Raw genomic sequence first — 15778 nt, 5'->3', positions numbered from 1 at the left:
ATTCGCTCGACTTGCATGTATTAGGCACGCCGCCAGCGTTCATCCTGAGCCAGGATCAAACTCTCCAATAAAGTTAGTTTGTCTAGCATCTAAAAATAAAAATTGACGTTTCACGTTGTTTGTTTCGTTCAGTTTTCAAAGAACTAATCGGTCGCTCATTTGCGACTCCCTTATGTTAACATCTTCATGTTTCAATGTCAACTAAGTTTTTTATTTCGTTTGCCGCGTTCTGCGTTATTGCATCGGCGACTTGTCCTATATTACACCTCTATACTCTAATCGTCAACATATTTTTCTAAAAAAATATAAAAAGGCTTATTTCTTTTAAAATAAGCCTTTTTATCAAATATCATTCTATTCATTTATTATTTTTCTATAATTGGTAACGAGACGATAAACTGAATAATACCATCCTCATATTCTGCTCGAATACTACCACCTTGCAGCTCAACAATACTTTTCGCAATCGCTAATCCAAGTCCCGATCCTTCTGTTACTCTACTTCTAGATTGATCCTTCTTATAAAAACGTTCAAACAAACTCCCTAGCTCTTCTCTCGTAAACTCTTCACTATGATTCGCAATTACAATTTGTATATCCCGGCGCTGCCTTTGAAGAGAAACTTTTATCTCCCCATCATCTTTACTATACTTAATCGCGTTCATTAATAAATTATCAAATACACGTACCATCTTTTCCGAATCAACCGCTGCATAGGCACGTTCCTCAGGAAACTTCTTAACAAACGCAAGTCCATGCTCTTCTGCCTGCGGTACTAACTCTTCTATTAATTGCTCCAATAACTCATTTATACAAACCTCTTGTTTTTCTAATACAACTTGCTCATTTGTTAACTTCGTATACTCAAATAAATCTTCTATTAAATTCTTTAACTGCTCCGACTTCGCAAAAGCAATTCTCGTATACTCATCATGTTGTTCTTTATTTTCATATTTAGAATCTCGAAGTAATCGCAAGTAACCCATAATAGAAGTCAGTGGTGTACGCAAATCGTGAGATACATTCGTAATAAGCTCATTCTTTTGCTTCTCTAATTTACGTTCCTTTTCTATATTATTCATAAGCTCTTCTGCCATATTATTAATATTCTCAGTTAAAGACGCAATCTCGTCCTCACCTTTCTTCTCAATACGATACGCTAAGTTGCCTTTTTCTATTTCCTTTACACCTTGTGCCATCGCTTCAATTTGCTTCATCTTTCTCTTTGTTATATAGAAGAAAGAGAAAATAAATATGAGTACACCTATGCAAAATGGAAACGGCCCTTCTTGCGTATCATATATTACTTCACCTTCTGGAATCCCACTAACAAACATGTATAAATTCTTATCTTCTATTGTAATAGGTGCAAAAGCTATAAATTCTTTTCTTGTACTTTCAAATGCATCTTGGCCATTTGAATAGTTGATCGCGAATGATGCTGCATTACGAATCGTATTATGCAAATCAATTTGCTCTTCTTGCGCCTGCTTCGTTTTATATAAAACTTTACCGCTCTCGTCAGTAACCAATATTTTTAAAGCTCTAGGTCCTCGCTCTAAACTTTGGTTCTCCCTTTCGATCATATCGGATATAGCTTCTAATTTATTTTCATGAACCGAACTATTTGCCGCTCCTTGAGCTTGTTGATTAATCTCCTCCATACCAGCCCGATAATCGATCATCGCCTTCCGATTCGCATTCTCAAAAAACGGCGCTGCCGCCTTTGCTGACAAAAGACCTAATAGCGCACAAGCAGTAAACGCAGTAATAAGTTGAATTCGCACACTCCGTTTCACACTCTTCATTATCTTTCCAATTAATTCTCGAAATTTCCTAACATAAGTAAATGGATTAAATATCTTTTTCAATCTTATACCCCACTCCCCATACTGTTTTTATATATATTGGCTTCCTTGGATTCTCCTCAATCTTTTCACGCACTTTCCGAATATGAACCATTACCGTGTTATCCGACTGGAAAGATCTTTCGTTCCAAACCTTTTCATAAATTTGTTCCGCACTAAAGACCATCCCCGGATTACGAGCTAGTAATTCTAAAATCGAAAATTCCCTCGGGGTCAGTTTCACTTCTTCTCCATCCACAATGACTGTATGAGTGGAGATGTTTATTTTCATCTCTCCAATTTCTAACTCGTCCTCATTTTGAAGAGCAAAACCATTCATCTTCATATAACGACGTAACTGAGATTTAATCCTTGCGATTAACTCTAACGGATTAAATGGTTTCGTTACGTAATCATCTGCACCTGTTGTTAATCCTAAAATTTTATCCATATCTTGCGTTTTCGCAGAAAGCATAATAATCGGCATTTCTTTCGATTCTCTTACTTTCATACACATATGAATACCATCTACCTTTGGCATCATAATATCTAATACGACTAGATGTACTTCATTTTCTTCTAGTAAACGTAATCCTTCTTCTCCGTCTCCTGCTTGCAACACTTTATATCCTTCATTCTTTAAATAGATTGTAATAAGATTTCTAATTTCTTTTTCATCATCTACGACAAGTATTGTTTCGTGCGCCACAATATCTCCCCCATCACTTTTTTAATCCCTAACTTCTATTATAGGAAAACTTCTGAAGAAAAACGCTCGGAAATCCTTAAGATTTTCTGAAGACGCAAAAAAGGTCTAGACTCCCCTTAAGTCTAGACCTTTCAAAAAACCCCTTTTATTTACGAACGTAGATGAAATATAGTACGAATAAAACTCCCATAACATACATAATTGGATGAATCTCTTTACGACGACCACTTACTACCATTGTAATTGGATAGAAGATAAACCCGATTGCAATCCCTGTCGCAATACTATACGTAAGTGGCATTGAAATGATTGTAAAGAATGCTGGTACTGCAATCTCGAATTTCTTCCAATCAATTTCGCCTAAAGATGAAACCATCAAGATCCCTACAATAATTAATGCTGGTGCTGTTACAGCTGGTGTTACAACGCTTAATAATGGCGAGAAGAATAGTGCCAGCAAAAAGAATCCTGCTGTTACAACTGCTGTAAATCCAGAACGTCCACCCGCTGCTACCCCTGCAGAAGATTCAATGTAAGACGTTGTTGTTGATGTACCTAAGATCGCACCGATTACAGTTGCAATCGCATCTGCAAATAATGCTTTTCCTGCACGTGGTAATTTATTGTTCTTCATTAATCCAGCTTGATTCGCAACCGCTACAAGTGTACCTGCTGTATCAAAGAAATCGATAAAGAAGAACGTTATAATAACAATCACCATTTGAACAGTGAAAATATCTCCGAAGTGAGTTAACGCCACACCGAACGTTGGTTCTAGACTCGGTATTGCTCCCACTACAGCTTTTGGAGTATCAATTAATCCTGTCGCTACTCCTAAAATTGCTGTAAGAATCATACCGTAGAACACTGCACCATTAACTTTCTTAATCATGAAGATGATTGTAGTAACAACCCCGAAGATTGCTAGTAACGTTGTGCCCTTTGTTAAATCCCCCAACCCAACAAGAACAGCATCATTTTTCACGATAATTCCGGCATTTTGGAAGCCAAGGAAGGCAATGAATAATCCGATACCTGCCGCTACTGCAAACTTTAACTCTGATGGAATTGCATTAATGATTTTTTCACGAATACCTGAAGCTGTAAGAATAATAAAGATAATACCTGACATTAACGTTCCAGCAATTGCTGTCTGCCATGGAATACCCATCGTTAACACTGCCGTATAAGCAAAGAACGCGTTAATTCCCATACCCGGCGCCAAAGCAATCGGATACTTCGCGAATATCCCCATAATTAACGAACCAATCGCTGCTGCTAATGCTGTAGCAACGAATACTGCACCCGGATCCATTCCTGTACCTGCTGGTAACCCTTTAACATTTCCAAGTGACAGCGTAGCAGGATTGACAAATAGTACATAAGCCATAGATAAAAATGTCGTTAAACCTGCTATGAACTCTGTTTTATAATTTGTACCGAGTTCATCAAACTGAAAATAGCGTTTCATCTTACGTTTCCCCCGTTATATGATTACTCGCCGTAATCTCCCTAGCCCTCTTTTATCTATTAAAAATAAAAAAGGCTTCCATTGCATATACATGGAAGCGTTCTATGAATAAAGACAAGTTTACCCTCATCTTTATCTAAACGCCTCGTAGTCAAGCCATTTACGGTAGCTAGGTAGAAACTTTCGGGCCATATCCCCGATATTATACGACGGCATAATATTCACTTTTCGTTTGAATTACATACTCATATTAACTCGATGAAGTAGTTTTGTCAATTTAAAAACGAACATTTTTACAAACTTTCGCATTTTCGTTCGTATTAAGAGCAAAACACAAAAGATCCATCTATGCATGAGCAATAGATGGATCTTTTTTTATAATACTATTCCCACTCGATAGTTGCTGGTGGCTTACTTGTTATATCATACACGATACGGTTAACGTGTTTTACTTCGTTTACGATACGTACAGAGATTTTCTCTAATACGTCCCAAGGGATACGTGCCCAGTCAGCTGTCATACCGTCGATAGATGTTACTGCGCGGATACCTACTGTGTAATCGTAAGTACGCTCATCACCCATAACACCTACGCTACGCATACCAGGAAGCGCAGTGAAGTATTGCCAAACTTCGCGGTCTAAGCCCGCTTTAATAATTTCTTCACGTAAAATCGCATCAGATTCACGAACGATTTCTAATTTCTCTTCTGTGATTTCACCTAATACACGAATACCAAGACCAGGGCCTGGGAATGGTTGACGCCATACAATTTCATCAGGAATTCCTAGTTCTGATCCTAATACACGTACTTCATCTTTAAATAACGTGTTTAAAGGCTCAATTAATTTGAACTGCATGTCTTCTGGAAGACCACCAACGTTATGGTGAGATTTAATTGTTTGTGCAGTTGCTGTACCACTTTCAACGATGTCTGTATAAAGTGTACCTTGCGCTAGGAAGTCCATTCCTTGTAATTTAGAAGCTTCATCATCAAATACGTAAATGAATTCATTACCGATGATTTTACGTTTTTGTTCTGGATCTTCTACACCTTTTAACTTGTTCATGAAGCGTTCTTGTGCATCCACTTTAATAACGTTCATGTGGAAGCCTTCGCTGAATGTTTTCATAACGCCTTCTGCTTCACCTTTGCGAAGTAAGCCGTGGTCAACGAAAATACATGTTAATTGATCGCCGATTGCTTTATGAATTAATACTGCTACAACAGAAGAGTCTACACCGCCGCTAAGTGCGCATAGTACTTTTTTGTCTCCAACAGTTTCACGGATTTTCTCTAATTCTACTTCGATAAAGTTCTCCATGTTCCATCCTTCAGAACAACCACATACGCCGAATACGAAGTTTTTAATTAAATCATTACCGTGCTCAGAATGACGTACTTCTGGGTGGAATTGTACACCGTATAAGTTTTTGTCTTCATTGCTCATACCAGCAATTGGACAAGACTCACTTGTTGCATCTACTACGAATCCTTCAGGTAAACCAGTTACTAAGTCACCATGGCTCATCCATACAACTTGCTCTTCTGGAAGGTTCGCATATAATTTTGATTCGTTCTCTACTTTAAGAACAGCTTTTCCGTACTCACGGTGGTTTGCACGTTCTACTTTCCCACCGAAGTGTTGCGTCATAAGCTGCATACCGTAACAAATACCGAAGATCGGTAATCCTAGTTCAAAGATTTTTTCATCACAATGTAATGCGCCTTCACCGTATACACTATTTGGTCCACCAGAGAAGATAATCCCTTTTGGATTCATTGCTTTAATTTCTTCTGCAGTAATTGTATGTGGATGAAGTTCACTGTATACACCGAACTCACGAATTCGACGTGCTATTAACTGATTGTACTGACTCCCAAAATCTAAAACGATAATTGTATCATGCTGCTTCTTCAAAATAATCACCCCAACGTTAGTTCTCGTATATAAATATTTTTACCAATTAGGCAAAAAGCATTACTAATATAATAAAAAAAGCCAGTCCTCCGCCTCTAGTCTCATAACAAAGAAAAGGCAGGGGTCTGGCTTTATAAAGAAAGATAGTCTTCCGCTCTTTATAAATATAAGACGCACTGCCTTCATAGTCAGGTTGTTTACGGTAACCCGGTAGAGACTCTCAAACCATATCATCGAGGATATATGAAGGATTTTTTTATATTATCTCCCTAGATTCTAACAATGAAGTATCGATATGGTCAAGAGAGAAAGCGACAAAATTCTACAGAAATTAATTTCCTTTTCTAAAAAACATAAAAAAACATCCATTTCTATATAGAAATGGATGTTTTTCGAGCAAACGGAATTACATCATTCCGCCCATACCGCCCATGCCCATGCCGCCCATGTCAGGCATTGCTGGTGCATTTGGTTCTGGCTTGTCAGCAACTACAGCTTCAGTCGTTAAGAACATAGCTGCAACAGATGCTGCGTTTTGAAGTGCAGAGCGAGTTACTTTAGCTGGATCTACGATACCAGTTTCAAGCATGTTAACCCACTCGCCAGTAGCTGCGTTGAAACCAACGCCTACTTTTTCGCCTTTTAGACGCTCTACAACTACAGATCCTTCTAGACCAGCGTTGATCGCGATTTGACGAACTGGCTCTTCTAGTGCGCGAAGTACGATGTTGATACCTGTTGCTTCGTCGCCTTCAGCTACGATAGAAGCTACTTTCGTGTATACGTTCATAAGTGAAGTACCACCACCAGCAACGATACCTTCTTCTACTGCTGCACGAGTTGAGTTAAGTGCATCTTCAATGCGAAGTTTGCGCTCTTTTAACTCAGTTTCAGTTGCTGCACCTACTTTAATTACTGCTACGCCACCTGCAAGTTTTGCAAGACGCTCTTGTAATTTTTCACGATCGAATTCAGAAGTAGTTTCTTCTAATTGCGCGCGGATTTGACCAATGCGAGCTTCGATTTGTTGTGAATTTCCGATACCTTCAACTACAGTTGTGTTTTCTTTCGTTACAACAACTTTACCAGCACGTCCTAAAGATTCAATTGTAGCAGATTTTAAGTCACGACCTAATTCTTCAGTGATTACTTCGCCACCAGTTAAGATTGCGATATCTTCTAGCATTGCTTTACGACGGTCACCAAATCCAGGAGCTTTAACAGCTACTACATTGAATGTACCACGAAGTTTGTTCACTACTAATGTAGCTAAAGCTTCGCCTTCTACGTCTTCAGCGATGATAAGAAGTGGTTTACCTTGTTGTACCACTTGCTCTAATACTGGTAAGATTTCTTGGATGTTAGAAATCTTCTTATCAGTAATTAAGATGTATGGGTTATCAAGAACTGCTTCCATTTTGTCAGAATCAGTAATCATGTAAGGAGATGCATATCCACGATCAAATTGCATACCTTCTACTACGTCTAATTCTGTTGTAAATCCTTTAGATTCTTCTAAAGTAATAACGCCGTCGTTACCAACGCGCTCCATTGCTTCAGCGATTAATTGACCTACTTCTTCGTCAGCTGCAGAAATAGCAGCTACTTGTGCGATAGAAGATTTGCCTTCGATTGGTTTAGAAATCTCTTTTAATTCTGCAATTGCAGCAGTAACAGCTTTTTCGATACCTTTACGAAGACCCATTGGGTTCGCACCAGCTGTTACGTTTTTAAGACCTTCACGAATCATAGCTTGTGCTAATACAGTTGCAGTTGTTGTTCCGTCACCAGCTACATCATTTGTTTTGCTAGCAACTTCTGCTACTAATTTTGCACCCATGTTTTCGAATGCATCTTCTAATTCGATTTCTTTTGCGATTGTTACACCATCATTTGTAATAAGTGGTGAACCAAATTTTTTCTCAAGTACAACGTTACGACCTTTTGGTCCAAGCGTTACTTTTACTGCGTTTGCAAGAGTGTCGACACCGCGAAGCATCGAACGACGTGCTTCTTCACTAAATTTAATATCTTTTGCCATAATAATTGACCCCCTTGAATTTTTTAAGATTTATATAATTAACCGATAACTGCTAAAATGTCACTTTCACGTAAAATCAAGTAGTCAGTACCTTCATATTTTACTTCAGTACCTGCATATTTTGAGAAGATGATAAGATCACCTGCAGCTACCTCTAGAGCAACACGCTCACCATTTTCAAGCACTCGACCAGTACCTACTGCAATAACTTTACCCTCTTGTGGTTTTTCTTTTGCAGTGTCTGGTAATACAATACCACTTGCTGTTTTTTCTTCTGCTTGAACAAGCTCAATTACAACGCGATCACCTAATGGCTTTAGCATGAACAATAACCTCCTCATTTTGTTATGTAAATTTTATTTATTAGCACTCAAGTCACCCGAGTGCTAACACACTTATAATAATAAATAATCTCAATTTCTTTTGCAAGTAAAAAAATCATAATTTTTTCGCAAATTAAGCTATACACTTTTCTATATAGAGTCCCTCTTCTTCTACCTTTACTATATGAATCGTTGTTTCCCCTACTCGTATGTTACAATATGAAAGGACACCCTAAGTTGTTTTCGCTATACACACAACTTTCTCCTGTCTTCTATTATAATTTCAAATAAGGATTTACGAAAAAAACATAATTTAAGCGAGGTTTATATCGTAGGTAGCATACTTACATGTTATCCTACCTTATCTCATACACTAGAGTTAGAAAGGATGGTTAAACCATTTGAAAAAACAATATTGGTGGGTTATCGTTACATACATTTTAATGCAGTTATCATCCATTGTTGGATTACCACTTCTGCTGAAAACTGGACTTTATGATAACAGGGGATTTACTAGAGAAGAGAAATTTCAACTCATAACTGGCCACTGGGCAATCATTAGCTTCTTTATTGCATTATGTATCGTACTTTGGTTACTTAGAACAGATATTCGTGACAGACGTTTAGATACAATGCGCTCTACTGTTCCAGCTACGATTGGTTGGATTTTTATCGGTTTCTTCCTAGCATTTTTCTCACAAAGTATTGCCGGTATGATAGAAATACGTGTATTAGGAATTAAACCTGGATCAGAAAATACAGCAAGACTTATGGATATCGCAAAAACGACACCTTGGTTCCTTATCGTTATCTCTATAATAGGACCTATTTTGGAAGAAATCGTATTTAGAAAAATTTTATTTGGTACACTTTATAAGAAGTTTAACTTCTTTATTGCTGCTATCATTAGTTCTCTTGTATTCGCAGCAATTCATTTTGATTTCACTCACTTATTGGTATACACTTCTATGGGACTCGTATTCGCCTTTTTATATGTAAAAACGAAGCGTATTATCGTCCCTATCGCAGCTCATGTTGCAATGAATACATTAGTTGCAGTTGCTCAAGTTTTAATGAGCAATGAACAAATTCAAGAAATGATTAAAGAAGCTGAAAAAATGCAAGGCTTTATCGGAGGATTTTTAGTATGAGGAACTCACCATTGTTCATGGCTGCATTGTACTTCCTTCTAGGATGTATCTTTACACGCTTCGCCATTACGAACGTAACAGATACAATCTGGAATATGTGGACAATACTATTTGCAGTTATGGCAACAATTGATTTTAATTTGGCACTTCGCCTTATCTTAGTTAAATTCACAAAGAAAAAACAATAATAAAACGCAGAGGTCGCTTCCTCTGCGTTTTATTGTGGATAATTCTTTAAAAAGTAAACAAGTGTTTGTAACTCTACCGCTAAATCAATATGGTGAATTCTTATATTATCTGACACATTTAAGCGCGCTGGTGTGAAATTTAAAATACCATGCACGTTCGTTTCTGCCAATCTATCTGCTACAGATTGTGCTACTGTAGCGGGTACTGTTAATATTGCCACTTGTATATCAGTTGATAAACGTTCTTCTAATTCATCTAAATGATATACAGGAATGCCCCCGATTTCTGTCCCGACTTTCTCTTCACTAACATCAAACGCCATTTCAATTTTTGTATTATTGTTTTTCGTGAAATTATAATGTAAGAAAGCGGTCCCTAAATTACCTACTCCAATAAGTGCTACACGTGTTATATCATCTTGGTCGAGTGTTTCACGGAAAAATGATAATAAATAATTTACGTTATATCCATAACCTTTTTTCCCTAACGCTCCAAAATATGAAAAATCTCTTCGAATCGTTGCGGAATCAACTTTTACCGCTTCACTCAATTCGGCTGATGAAACACGTTGCTTACCAGAAAGAGATAAGTTTTGGATAAATCGATAGTATAGAGGCAATCGTTTGGCAGTGGCCTGTGGAATTTTTTGCTGCTCCATATAACCTCTCCTCTCTTCCTATCTTTATTCATATACTTGAATCAAATACAGAAGTTTAGCACTCATGAATTTCCCTGTATAATAAAGAGAAGAAGTATTCTCTCTTTATTTTAAACTATACACTATTTTTAGTATGATTGAGAAATATAAACATGGCAAAGTTAAGAAATTATTTGAGGTGAAAACATTGATTTTATTACAAGTAAACGCGCTTACGAAATTATACGGTGCCGAAACGATTCTTGCAAACATAAAATTGGAAGTTCAAACGAAAGATCGTATCGCATTAGTCGGACGAAATGGGGCCGGAAAATCTACACTATTAAAAATAATAGCTGGTGAGCTATCTCATGATGGTGGCGAAATTATAAAACCAAAAGATGTCTCAATCGGATATTTAGCTCAAAATACCGGGTTAGAAACGTCTTTAACAATTTGGGATGAAATGTTAACCGTCTTTACACACTTGCAGCAAATGGAGACAAAACTTCGAAGGCTAGAGCAAGAGATGGGAAAAGAAGAAAACTTTTCAAACGAGGCTACATATGAAAGATTATTAGCTGATTATGACCAATTGCAATTAGATTATAAAGATCAAGGTGGATATCAATATGAAGCAGATATTCGCTCGATTTTAAGTGGTCTTGGCTTCCCAGTTGAAACGCACCAGACGACGATTTCTACATTAAGCGGTGGACAAAAAACACGATTAGCTCTTGGTAAATTATTATTAACGAAACCAGACCTACTTATTTTGGACGAGCCTACAAACCATTTAGACATCGAAACATTAACATGGCTTGAACAATATTTACAAGGCTATCCTGGCGCAATACTAATCGTTTCCCATGACCGTTATTTCTTAGATAAACTCGTTACACAAGTATATGAAATTTCGAATAAAGAAAGCAGACGATTTGTTGGTAACTACAGTAAATATTTAGACTTAAAATCAGCATTATACGAGCAAGACATGAAACGTTATGAAAAACAACAAGATGAAATCGCTAAACTTGAGGATTTCGTTCAAAAAAATATAGCGCGCGCATCTACGACAAAACGTGCTCAAAGCCGTCGTAAACAATTAGATAGAATGGAATTATTGACTAGACCATTAGGTGATTCTAAGTCAGCATCCTTCCACTTCGATATCGAAAAACAAAGTGGAAATGATGTTTTACAAGTAAAGGATGCAACTATCGGCTATGATGATGATCCGATTATTGAACATGTAACTATGCGCTTAACTCGCGGGGATAGCGTTGCTTTAGTTGGTCCAAACGGAATTGGAAAATCCACATTATTAAAATCACTTGTGAATAAGTTACCACTATTAAATGGTGATGTTTCTTTCGGATCCAATGTATCTGTTGGTTATTATGATCAAGAACAAGCAAACTTAACATCTTCTAAGCGAGTTTTAAATGAGTTATGGGATGAATATCCATTGCAGCCCGAAAAAGAAATTCGCACGATATTAGGTAACTTCTTATTCACAGGGGATGATGTACTAAAACCAGTATCTTCTCTTAGTGGTGGACAAAAAGCTCGATTAGCTCTTGCAAAACTTATGATGCAAAAATCAAATTTATTAATTCTCGATGAACCTACGAACCATCTTGATTTAAATAGTAAAGAAATTTTGGAGAATGCTTTAATTGATTATCCAGGCACCCTTCTATTTGTTTCACATGACCGCTACTTTATTAATCGTGTAACGACGACCGTTGTTGAGTTGTCAACAGAAGGTGCACAAGAGTATTTAGGCGATTACGATTACTATGTGGAGAAGAAAAATGAAATGATTGAACGTGCAGCATTTGAACAACAAGAACAGCAAGAAAACCAAGCACCTGTTCAAAAAACTGTAGCGCAAGAAAAATTAAATTATCTCGAAGAAAAAGAGCGTAAACAATTAGAACGTCAACGCACTCGAAAAATTGAGGAACTAGAACAAAATATTGTAGAATTTGAAGAAGAAATTGCTACGTTAGAAGATCAACTTTGCTTACCAGAAATATACGCAGATTATGAAAAGGCTAGTGAAATTACAACGAAAAAGCAAATACTACAAGAGCAACTTGATGCTTGTATGGCAGAATGGGAAGAATTACATTTATAAGAGTATGAATAAGAAGGATGTCTCATAAGTCGGGATTTTTGACTATGCGACATCCTTTTTATCTTCTAGCTGGGGTATAAACGATTCGACACGACATACCGATTTACCGACAAAGTTTGACAATGTTGGCTCGCCCCTATAATAAGGGCACATTTCAAAATGTTTTTTAGAGATATCTTCTTGCGATTTATTTCCCAAAAAAGAATACATTCAAAGGTCAGACTTCTTCTGCTTTATCCACAGGTTTATACACATATCCACCTTTATAAAATAAACCCCAAAATAACTTTTCCACATTATCCACAACTTCCAAAAAAGTTATCAACATTTTATATACACAATAAAACCCACATTATCAACAGATAATATGGGTTTTATCCACAAGCTGTGGTTAATTTTGTGCATAACTATTCTTCAATATCTAATCCTGGATTTGCATTTAGAGCTAATGTAGCACGTTTTCCTTGTTCATATGCAATTGTACCTGCGGCTGCAATCATCGCTGCATTATCGGTACATAAAGATAGTGGAGGAATAATTAGCTCGATATTTTCTTTTGTCGCAAATTCCGCTTCCAAACGTGCGCGAAGTCCTTTATTCGCAGCTACTCCACCAGCAAGAAGCAGTTGCTTTACGTTATACGCTTCTGCTGCACGAGATGCTTTCGTTACAAGCACATCTATTACACTCGCTTGGAAACTTGCTGCTAAATCTTCCGGTGCAATTTCTATCCCGCGTTGTTTCGCGTTATGCACAGTGTTGATAACTGCTGATTTCAATCCACTGAAACTGAAATCATACGAATCAGGTTCTAGCCATGCACGAGGCAAATCGATTGTCGGTTCCCCTTCATGTGCAAGGCGATCAATGTGAGGACCACCTGGATATGGCATGGATAATGTTCGAGCTACTTTATCATATGCCTCTCCAGCTGCATCATCTCTTGTTTCACCAATCACTTCGAATGAACCATGTTCTTTCATATAAACAAGCTCCGTATGTCCACCAGATACAACAAGTGATAGTAGTGGGAATTGAACTTCTTTTACTAAACGGTTCGCATAAATGTGCCCAGCTATATGATGAACACCCACTAGAGGAATATCATGTGCAAAAGCCACTGCTTTCGCTGCATTTACCCCTATTAAAAGCGCTCCTACTAACCCAGGTCCTTCTGTTACAGCAATTGCATCAATATCATCAAATGTGATATTTGCTTCTTTTAAAGCTTCTTCTAACACAACTGTAATTTCTTCTACATGATGACGGGATGCAATCTCTGGTACAACTCCGCCAAAACGTTTATGACTTTCAATTTGTGATGCAACGACATTCGCAATAATTTCCGTTCCATTTTTAACAACTGCTACTGCTGTTTCATCACAACTTGTTTCAATACCAAGTATAATCGTATTTTTTTCCATTATATATTCACCCACATTACGAGACCATCTTCCTGATTGTCTGCATAGTATCGTTTACGAATTCCACCATTTTGAAATCCGTATTTTCTGTATAACTGTTTTGCTACTTCATTTGATACACGTACTTCAAGCGTCATCGTTTTTACCCCTAAATCTTTCGCTTCGGAAATAACTTCTTTCAATAAAGCATCCCCTAGCTTTTGACCTCTGTATTCTGGCAAAATAGCTACATTTGTTATATGTGATTCATCAATAATTATCCACAATCCACAATACCCAATTACACGACCATCTTTTTCTAGCACAACATAATGTGCATGTTCATTCGTCGTTAACTCACGGTGAAAGGCATCTGCAGTCCAAGGAGTTGAAAAAGACGCTTCTTCAATAGCTACAATTTGAGTGATATCATCGAGTTCCATCTTTCTAAATATCATATCCATCTTCTGCAAGCTCCTACTTGTTTTGACTTTCTAACCACTTTGTTTCAGCTTCAGCTAAACGAAGATAACTAGGAACAAATGAATGTACATCTTGTTCTTCTTTTTGTAACCCTAAGAAAGCTAACTCACTTGGTCTTGGGTTATTTTTAGTGAAGGGAGCAAATACAGCTTGGTTGCCTAAATGTTCGATAATCGTCTCTTTGTGCAGTTTAACATCGTTACCAATAAATAAAACAGGCTTTCCTGTATCTTTTAACATTTGCAACCAGTCTACAATAAGGATGATTCGGTCTTCTTCTATAGAAGTTAAATGCTCTCCTTCATATGTATATAACCCAGTATAAATTTGTCCGCGTCTTCCATCGAATAAAGGACAGATTAATCCATCAAAATTAGCACCGTTTGCAGCCACTACTTCTAAACTTGATACACCTACAATTGGTATTTGAAGTGACCAAGCTAATGTTTTTGCAGCTGTCACACCTATGCGAACACCTGTATATGATCCAGGTCCAGCAGCTACAACTATTTTAGTTAATTCTTTCGGTTTTACACCACATTCTTTTAACAATTTCTCTACAGCTGGCATAAGACGTACAGAATGGTTTTTTGTTAAGTTTGTAATGATTTCCCCAATTACGTTTCCTTCCTCAATAAGGGATACACCCATTACGTAATTTGAAGTATCAATTGCTAGTACTTTCATCTTGTAATAGCTCCTCACATAATCTAATATATCGATCTCCAATTGGCTCGAGTACAATTTTCCTTGTATCATCTCCAGCATGGAATAAACTAATTTGTAACTTCTCATTCGGTAAAAATGCTTCTATTAAATGAGCCCATTCTACTACAGTAATTCCTTCACCGTAGAAATACTCATCAAAACCTAAGTCCTCTTCACTTTCTGCTAAGCGATACACGTCCATATGATATAGCGGCAATCTCCCTTTATATTCTTTAATAATATTAAAGGTTGGACTATTTACAACTCTTTTCACTCCAAGACCTTTTGCTAGTCCTTTTGTAAAAGTTGTCTTACCAGCCCCTAGATCTCCTTCTAAAATAATTACATCTTGTGCCCCGACAAGTCCACCTAGTTTTTCTGATAATCTTTGTGTTTCCTCAGAAGAGTTTGTTGTTATTTCATATTTACTCACAGACTTCACCTACTTTACTCACAATGTTCTCTGCTCTTTATTATACAGGTTTTGAATATATAAAAAAGTCCTTAGGAGTTTTCCTAAGGATAGTTTGACTGTCTTTATTAGTTTTTTGTTAAAACAAATAAAAAAATACGAAACAACATGTTTCGTTCTTTTCTTTATATAAAATGGCGGTCCCGACCGGGGTCGAACCGGCGATCTCCTGCGTGACAGGCAGGCATGTTAACCACTACACCACGGGACCATTTGGTTGCGGGGACAGGATTTGAACCTGCGACCTTCGGGTTATGAGCCCGACGAGCTACCGTGCTG

Annotated in this window: 14 protein-coding genes, 1 tRNA gene, 1 rRNA gene and 2 riboswitches; of the genes, 3 read left to right on the top strand and 13 right to left on the bottom strand. The window is 37.3% G+C overall.

What is annotated here, in order from left to right; translation table 11 throughout:
• From AC1DMU_RS29155 to groES, 7 genes are all read right to left on the bottom strand, one after another.
• Window positions 1-71, bottom strand: a 16S ribosomal RNA gene (locus AC1DMU_RS29155); the annotation flags it as partial.
• A 294-nt stretch (window positions 72-365) separates the two neighbouring features.
• Window positions 366-1871, bottom strand: coding sequence for a sensor histidine kinase (locus AC1DMU_RS29150; RefSeq protein ID WP_088061493.1), 1506 nt, complete (start codon window positions 1869-1871; stop codon window positions 366-368).
• The gene (locus tag AC1DMU_RS29145) at window positions 1855-2556 is read right to left on the bottom strand and encodes a response regulator transcription factor (protein WP_087981820.1); all 702 of its coding nucleotides are present in this window, start codon (window positions 2554-2556) and stop codon (window positions 1855-1857) included. The genes AC1DMU_RS29150 and AC1DMU_RS29145 overlap by 17 nt, the downstream gene beginning before the upstream one ends.
• A 145-nt stretch (window positions 2557-2701) precedes the next feature.
• Window positions 2702-4027 (bottom strand): NCS2 family permease, encoded by a 1326-nt coding sequence (locus tag AC1DMU_RS29140; RefSeq protein WP_000833097.1) that lies wholly within the window; start codon window positions 4025-4027, stop codon window positions 2702-2704.
• 128 nt (window positions 4028-4155) lie between these two features.
• Window positions 4156-4257: riboswitch (purine riboswitch) on the bottom strand.
• A gap of 153 nt (window positions 4258-4410) precedes the next feature.
• Window positions 4411-5949, bottom strand: a complete 1539-nt coding sequence (gene guaA / locus AC1DMU_RS29135; RefSeq protein ID WP_098133539.1) for a glutamine-hydrolyzing GMP synthase — start codon at window positions 5947-5949, stop codon at window positions 4411-4413.
• Between the two features lie 165 nt (window positions 5950-6114).
• Window positions 6115-6216, bottom strand: a riboswitch (purine riboswitch).
• A 139-nt stretch (window positions 6217-6355) separates the two neighbouring features.
• Window positions 6356-7990, bottom strand: coding sequence for a chaperonin GroEL (gene groL, locus AC1DMU_RS29130; RefSeq protein WP_001029984.1), 1635 nt, complete (start codon window positions 7988-7990; stop codon window positions 6356-6358).
• Window positions 7991-8028: 38 nt separating this feature from the next.
• Window positions 8029-8313, bottom strand: coding sequence for a co-chaperone GroES (gene groES, locus AC1DMU_RS29125; RefSeq protein ID WP_000917306.1), 285 nt, complete (start codon window positions 8311-8313; stop codon window positions 8029-8031).
• A gap of 401 nt (window positions 8314-8714) precedes the next feature.
• Between groES and AC1DMU_RS29120 the strand changes: the two genes are divergently transcribed.
• The gene (locus AC1DMU_RS29120; RefSeq protein WP_088061491.1) at window positions 8715-9464 is read left to right on the top strand and encodes a CPBP family intramembrane glutamic endopeptidase; all 750 of its coding nucleotides are present in this window, start codon (window positions 8715-8717) and stop codon (window positions 9462-9464) included.
• Window positions 9461-9652: a YdiK family protein gene (locus AC1DMU_RS29115; protein ID WP_001246201.1), complete on the top strand. Its 192-nt coding sequence runs from the start codon at window positions 9461-9463 to the stop codon at window positions 9650-9652. The genes AC1DMU_RS29120 and AC1DMU_RS29115 overlap by 4 nt, the downstream gene beginning before the upstream one ends.
• A 29-nt stretch (window positions 9653-9681) precedes the next feature.
• On the opposite strand, the gene AC1DMU_RS29110 is transcribed toward AC1DMU_RS29115, so the two are convergent.
• Window positions 9682-10311 carry a redox-sensing transcriptional repressor Rex gene (locus AC1DMU_RS29110; RefSeq protein ID WP_000437704.1) on the bottom strand — a complete coding sequence of 210 codons (630 nt, stop codon included), beginning with the start codon at window positions 10309-10311 and terminating at the stop codon, window positions 9682-9684.
• 187 nt (window positions 10312-10498) lie between these two features.
• On the opposite strand from AC1DMU_RS29110, the gene AC1DMU_RS29105 reads away from it, so the two are divergent.
• Entirely contained in the window at window positions 10499-12433 is a 1935-nt protein-coding gene (locus AC1DMU_RS29105; RefSeq protein WP_215559077.1) for an ABC-F family ATP-binding cassette domain-containing protein, read from the top strand.
• A 407-nt stretch (window positions 12434-12840) separates the two neighbouring features.
• On the opposite strand, the gene tsaD is transcribed toward AC1DMU_RS29105, so the two are convergent.
• The 5 genes from tsaD to AC1DMU_RS29080 all read right to left on the bottom strand — a co-directional run bounded on the left by tsaD (window position 12841) and on the right by AC1DMU_RS29080 (window position 15710).
• On the bottom strand, window positions 12841-13857 hold the full coding sequence (gene tsaD / locus AC1DMU_RS29100; protein ID WP_000414582.1) for a tRNA (adenosine(37)-N6)-threonylcarbamoyltransferase complex transferase subunit TsaD: 1017 nt from the start codon (window positions 13855-13857) through the stop codon (window positions 12841-12843).
• Entirely contained in the window at window positions 13857-14300 is a 444-nt protein-coding gene (gene rimI, locus AC1DMU_RS29095; protein ID WP_142291661.1) for a ribosomal protein S18-alanine N-acetyltransferase, read from the bottom strand. The genes tsaD and rimI overlap by 1 nt, the downstream gene beginning before the upstream one ends.
• A 13-nt stretch (window positions 14301-14313) precedes the next feature.
• Entirely contained in the window at window positions 14314-15006 is a 693-nt protein-coding gene (gene tsaB / locus AC1DMU_RS29090; RefSeq protein WP_048542995.1) for a tRNA (adenosine(37)-N6)-threonylcarbamoyltransferase complex dimerization subunit type 1 TsaB, read from the bottom strand.
• Window positions 14987-15460, bottom strand: a complete 474-nt coding sequence (tsaE, locus tag AC1DMU_RS29085; protein WP_000049636.1) for a tRNA (adenosine(37)-N6)-threonylcarbamoyltransferase complex ATPase subunit type 1 TsaE — start codon at window positions 15458-15460, stop codon at window positions 14987-14989. The genes tsaB and tsaE overlap by 20 nt, the downstream gene beginning before the upstream one ends.
• Window positions 15461-15634: 174 nt before the next feature.
• A tRNA-Asp gene (locus AC1DMU_RS29080) sits at window positions 15635-15710 on the bottom strand.
• Window positions 15711-15778: the final 68 nt, after the last annotated feature.

The sequence above is a fragment of the Bacillus sp. 01N45 genome (assembly GCF_056399205.1).
The sequence above is the reverse complement of the archived record's forward strand: the minus strand, read 5'-3'. Positions and strand labels throughout refer to the sequence as shown.

Coding starts and splice junctions, on each gene's coding strand:
- groL (WP_001029984.1), bottom strand. CDS start 7,990: ATGGCAAAAGATATTAAATTTAGTGAAGAAGCACGTCGTTCGATGCTT.
- AC1DMU_RS29140 (WP_000833097.1), bottom strand. CDS start 4,027: ATGAAACGCTATTTTCAGTTTGATGAACTCGGTACAAATTATAAAACA.
- AC1DMU_RS29115 (WP_001246201.1), top strand. CDS start 9,461: ATGAGGAACTCACCATTGTTCATGGCTGCATTGTACTTCCTTCTAGGA.
- groES (WP_000917306.1), bottom strand. CDS start 8,313: ATGCTAAAGCCATTAGGTGATCGCGTTGTAATTGAGCTTGTTCAAGCA.
- tsaB (WP_048542995.1), bottom strand. CDS start 15,006: ATGAAAGTACTAGCAATTGATACTTCAAATTACGTAATGGGTGTATCC.
- tsaD (WP_000414582.1), bottom strand. CDS start 13,857: ATGGAAAAAAATACGATTATACTTGGTATTGAAACAAGTTGTGATGAA.
- rimI (WP_142291661.1), bottom strand. CDS start 14,300: ATGGATATGATATTTAGAAAGATGGAACTCGATGATATCACTCAAATT.
- AC1DMU_RS29110 (WP_000437704.1), bottom strand. CDS start 10,311: ATGGAGCAGCAAAAAATTCCACAGGCCACTGCCAAACGATTGCCTCTA.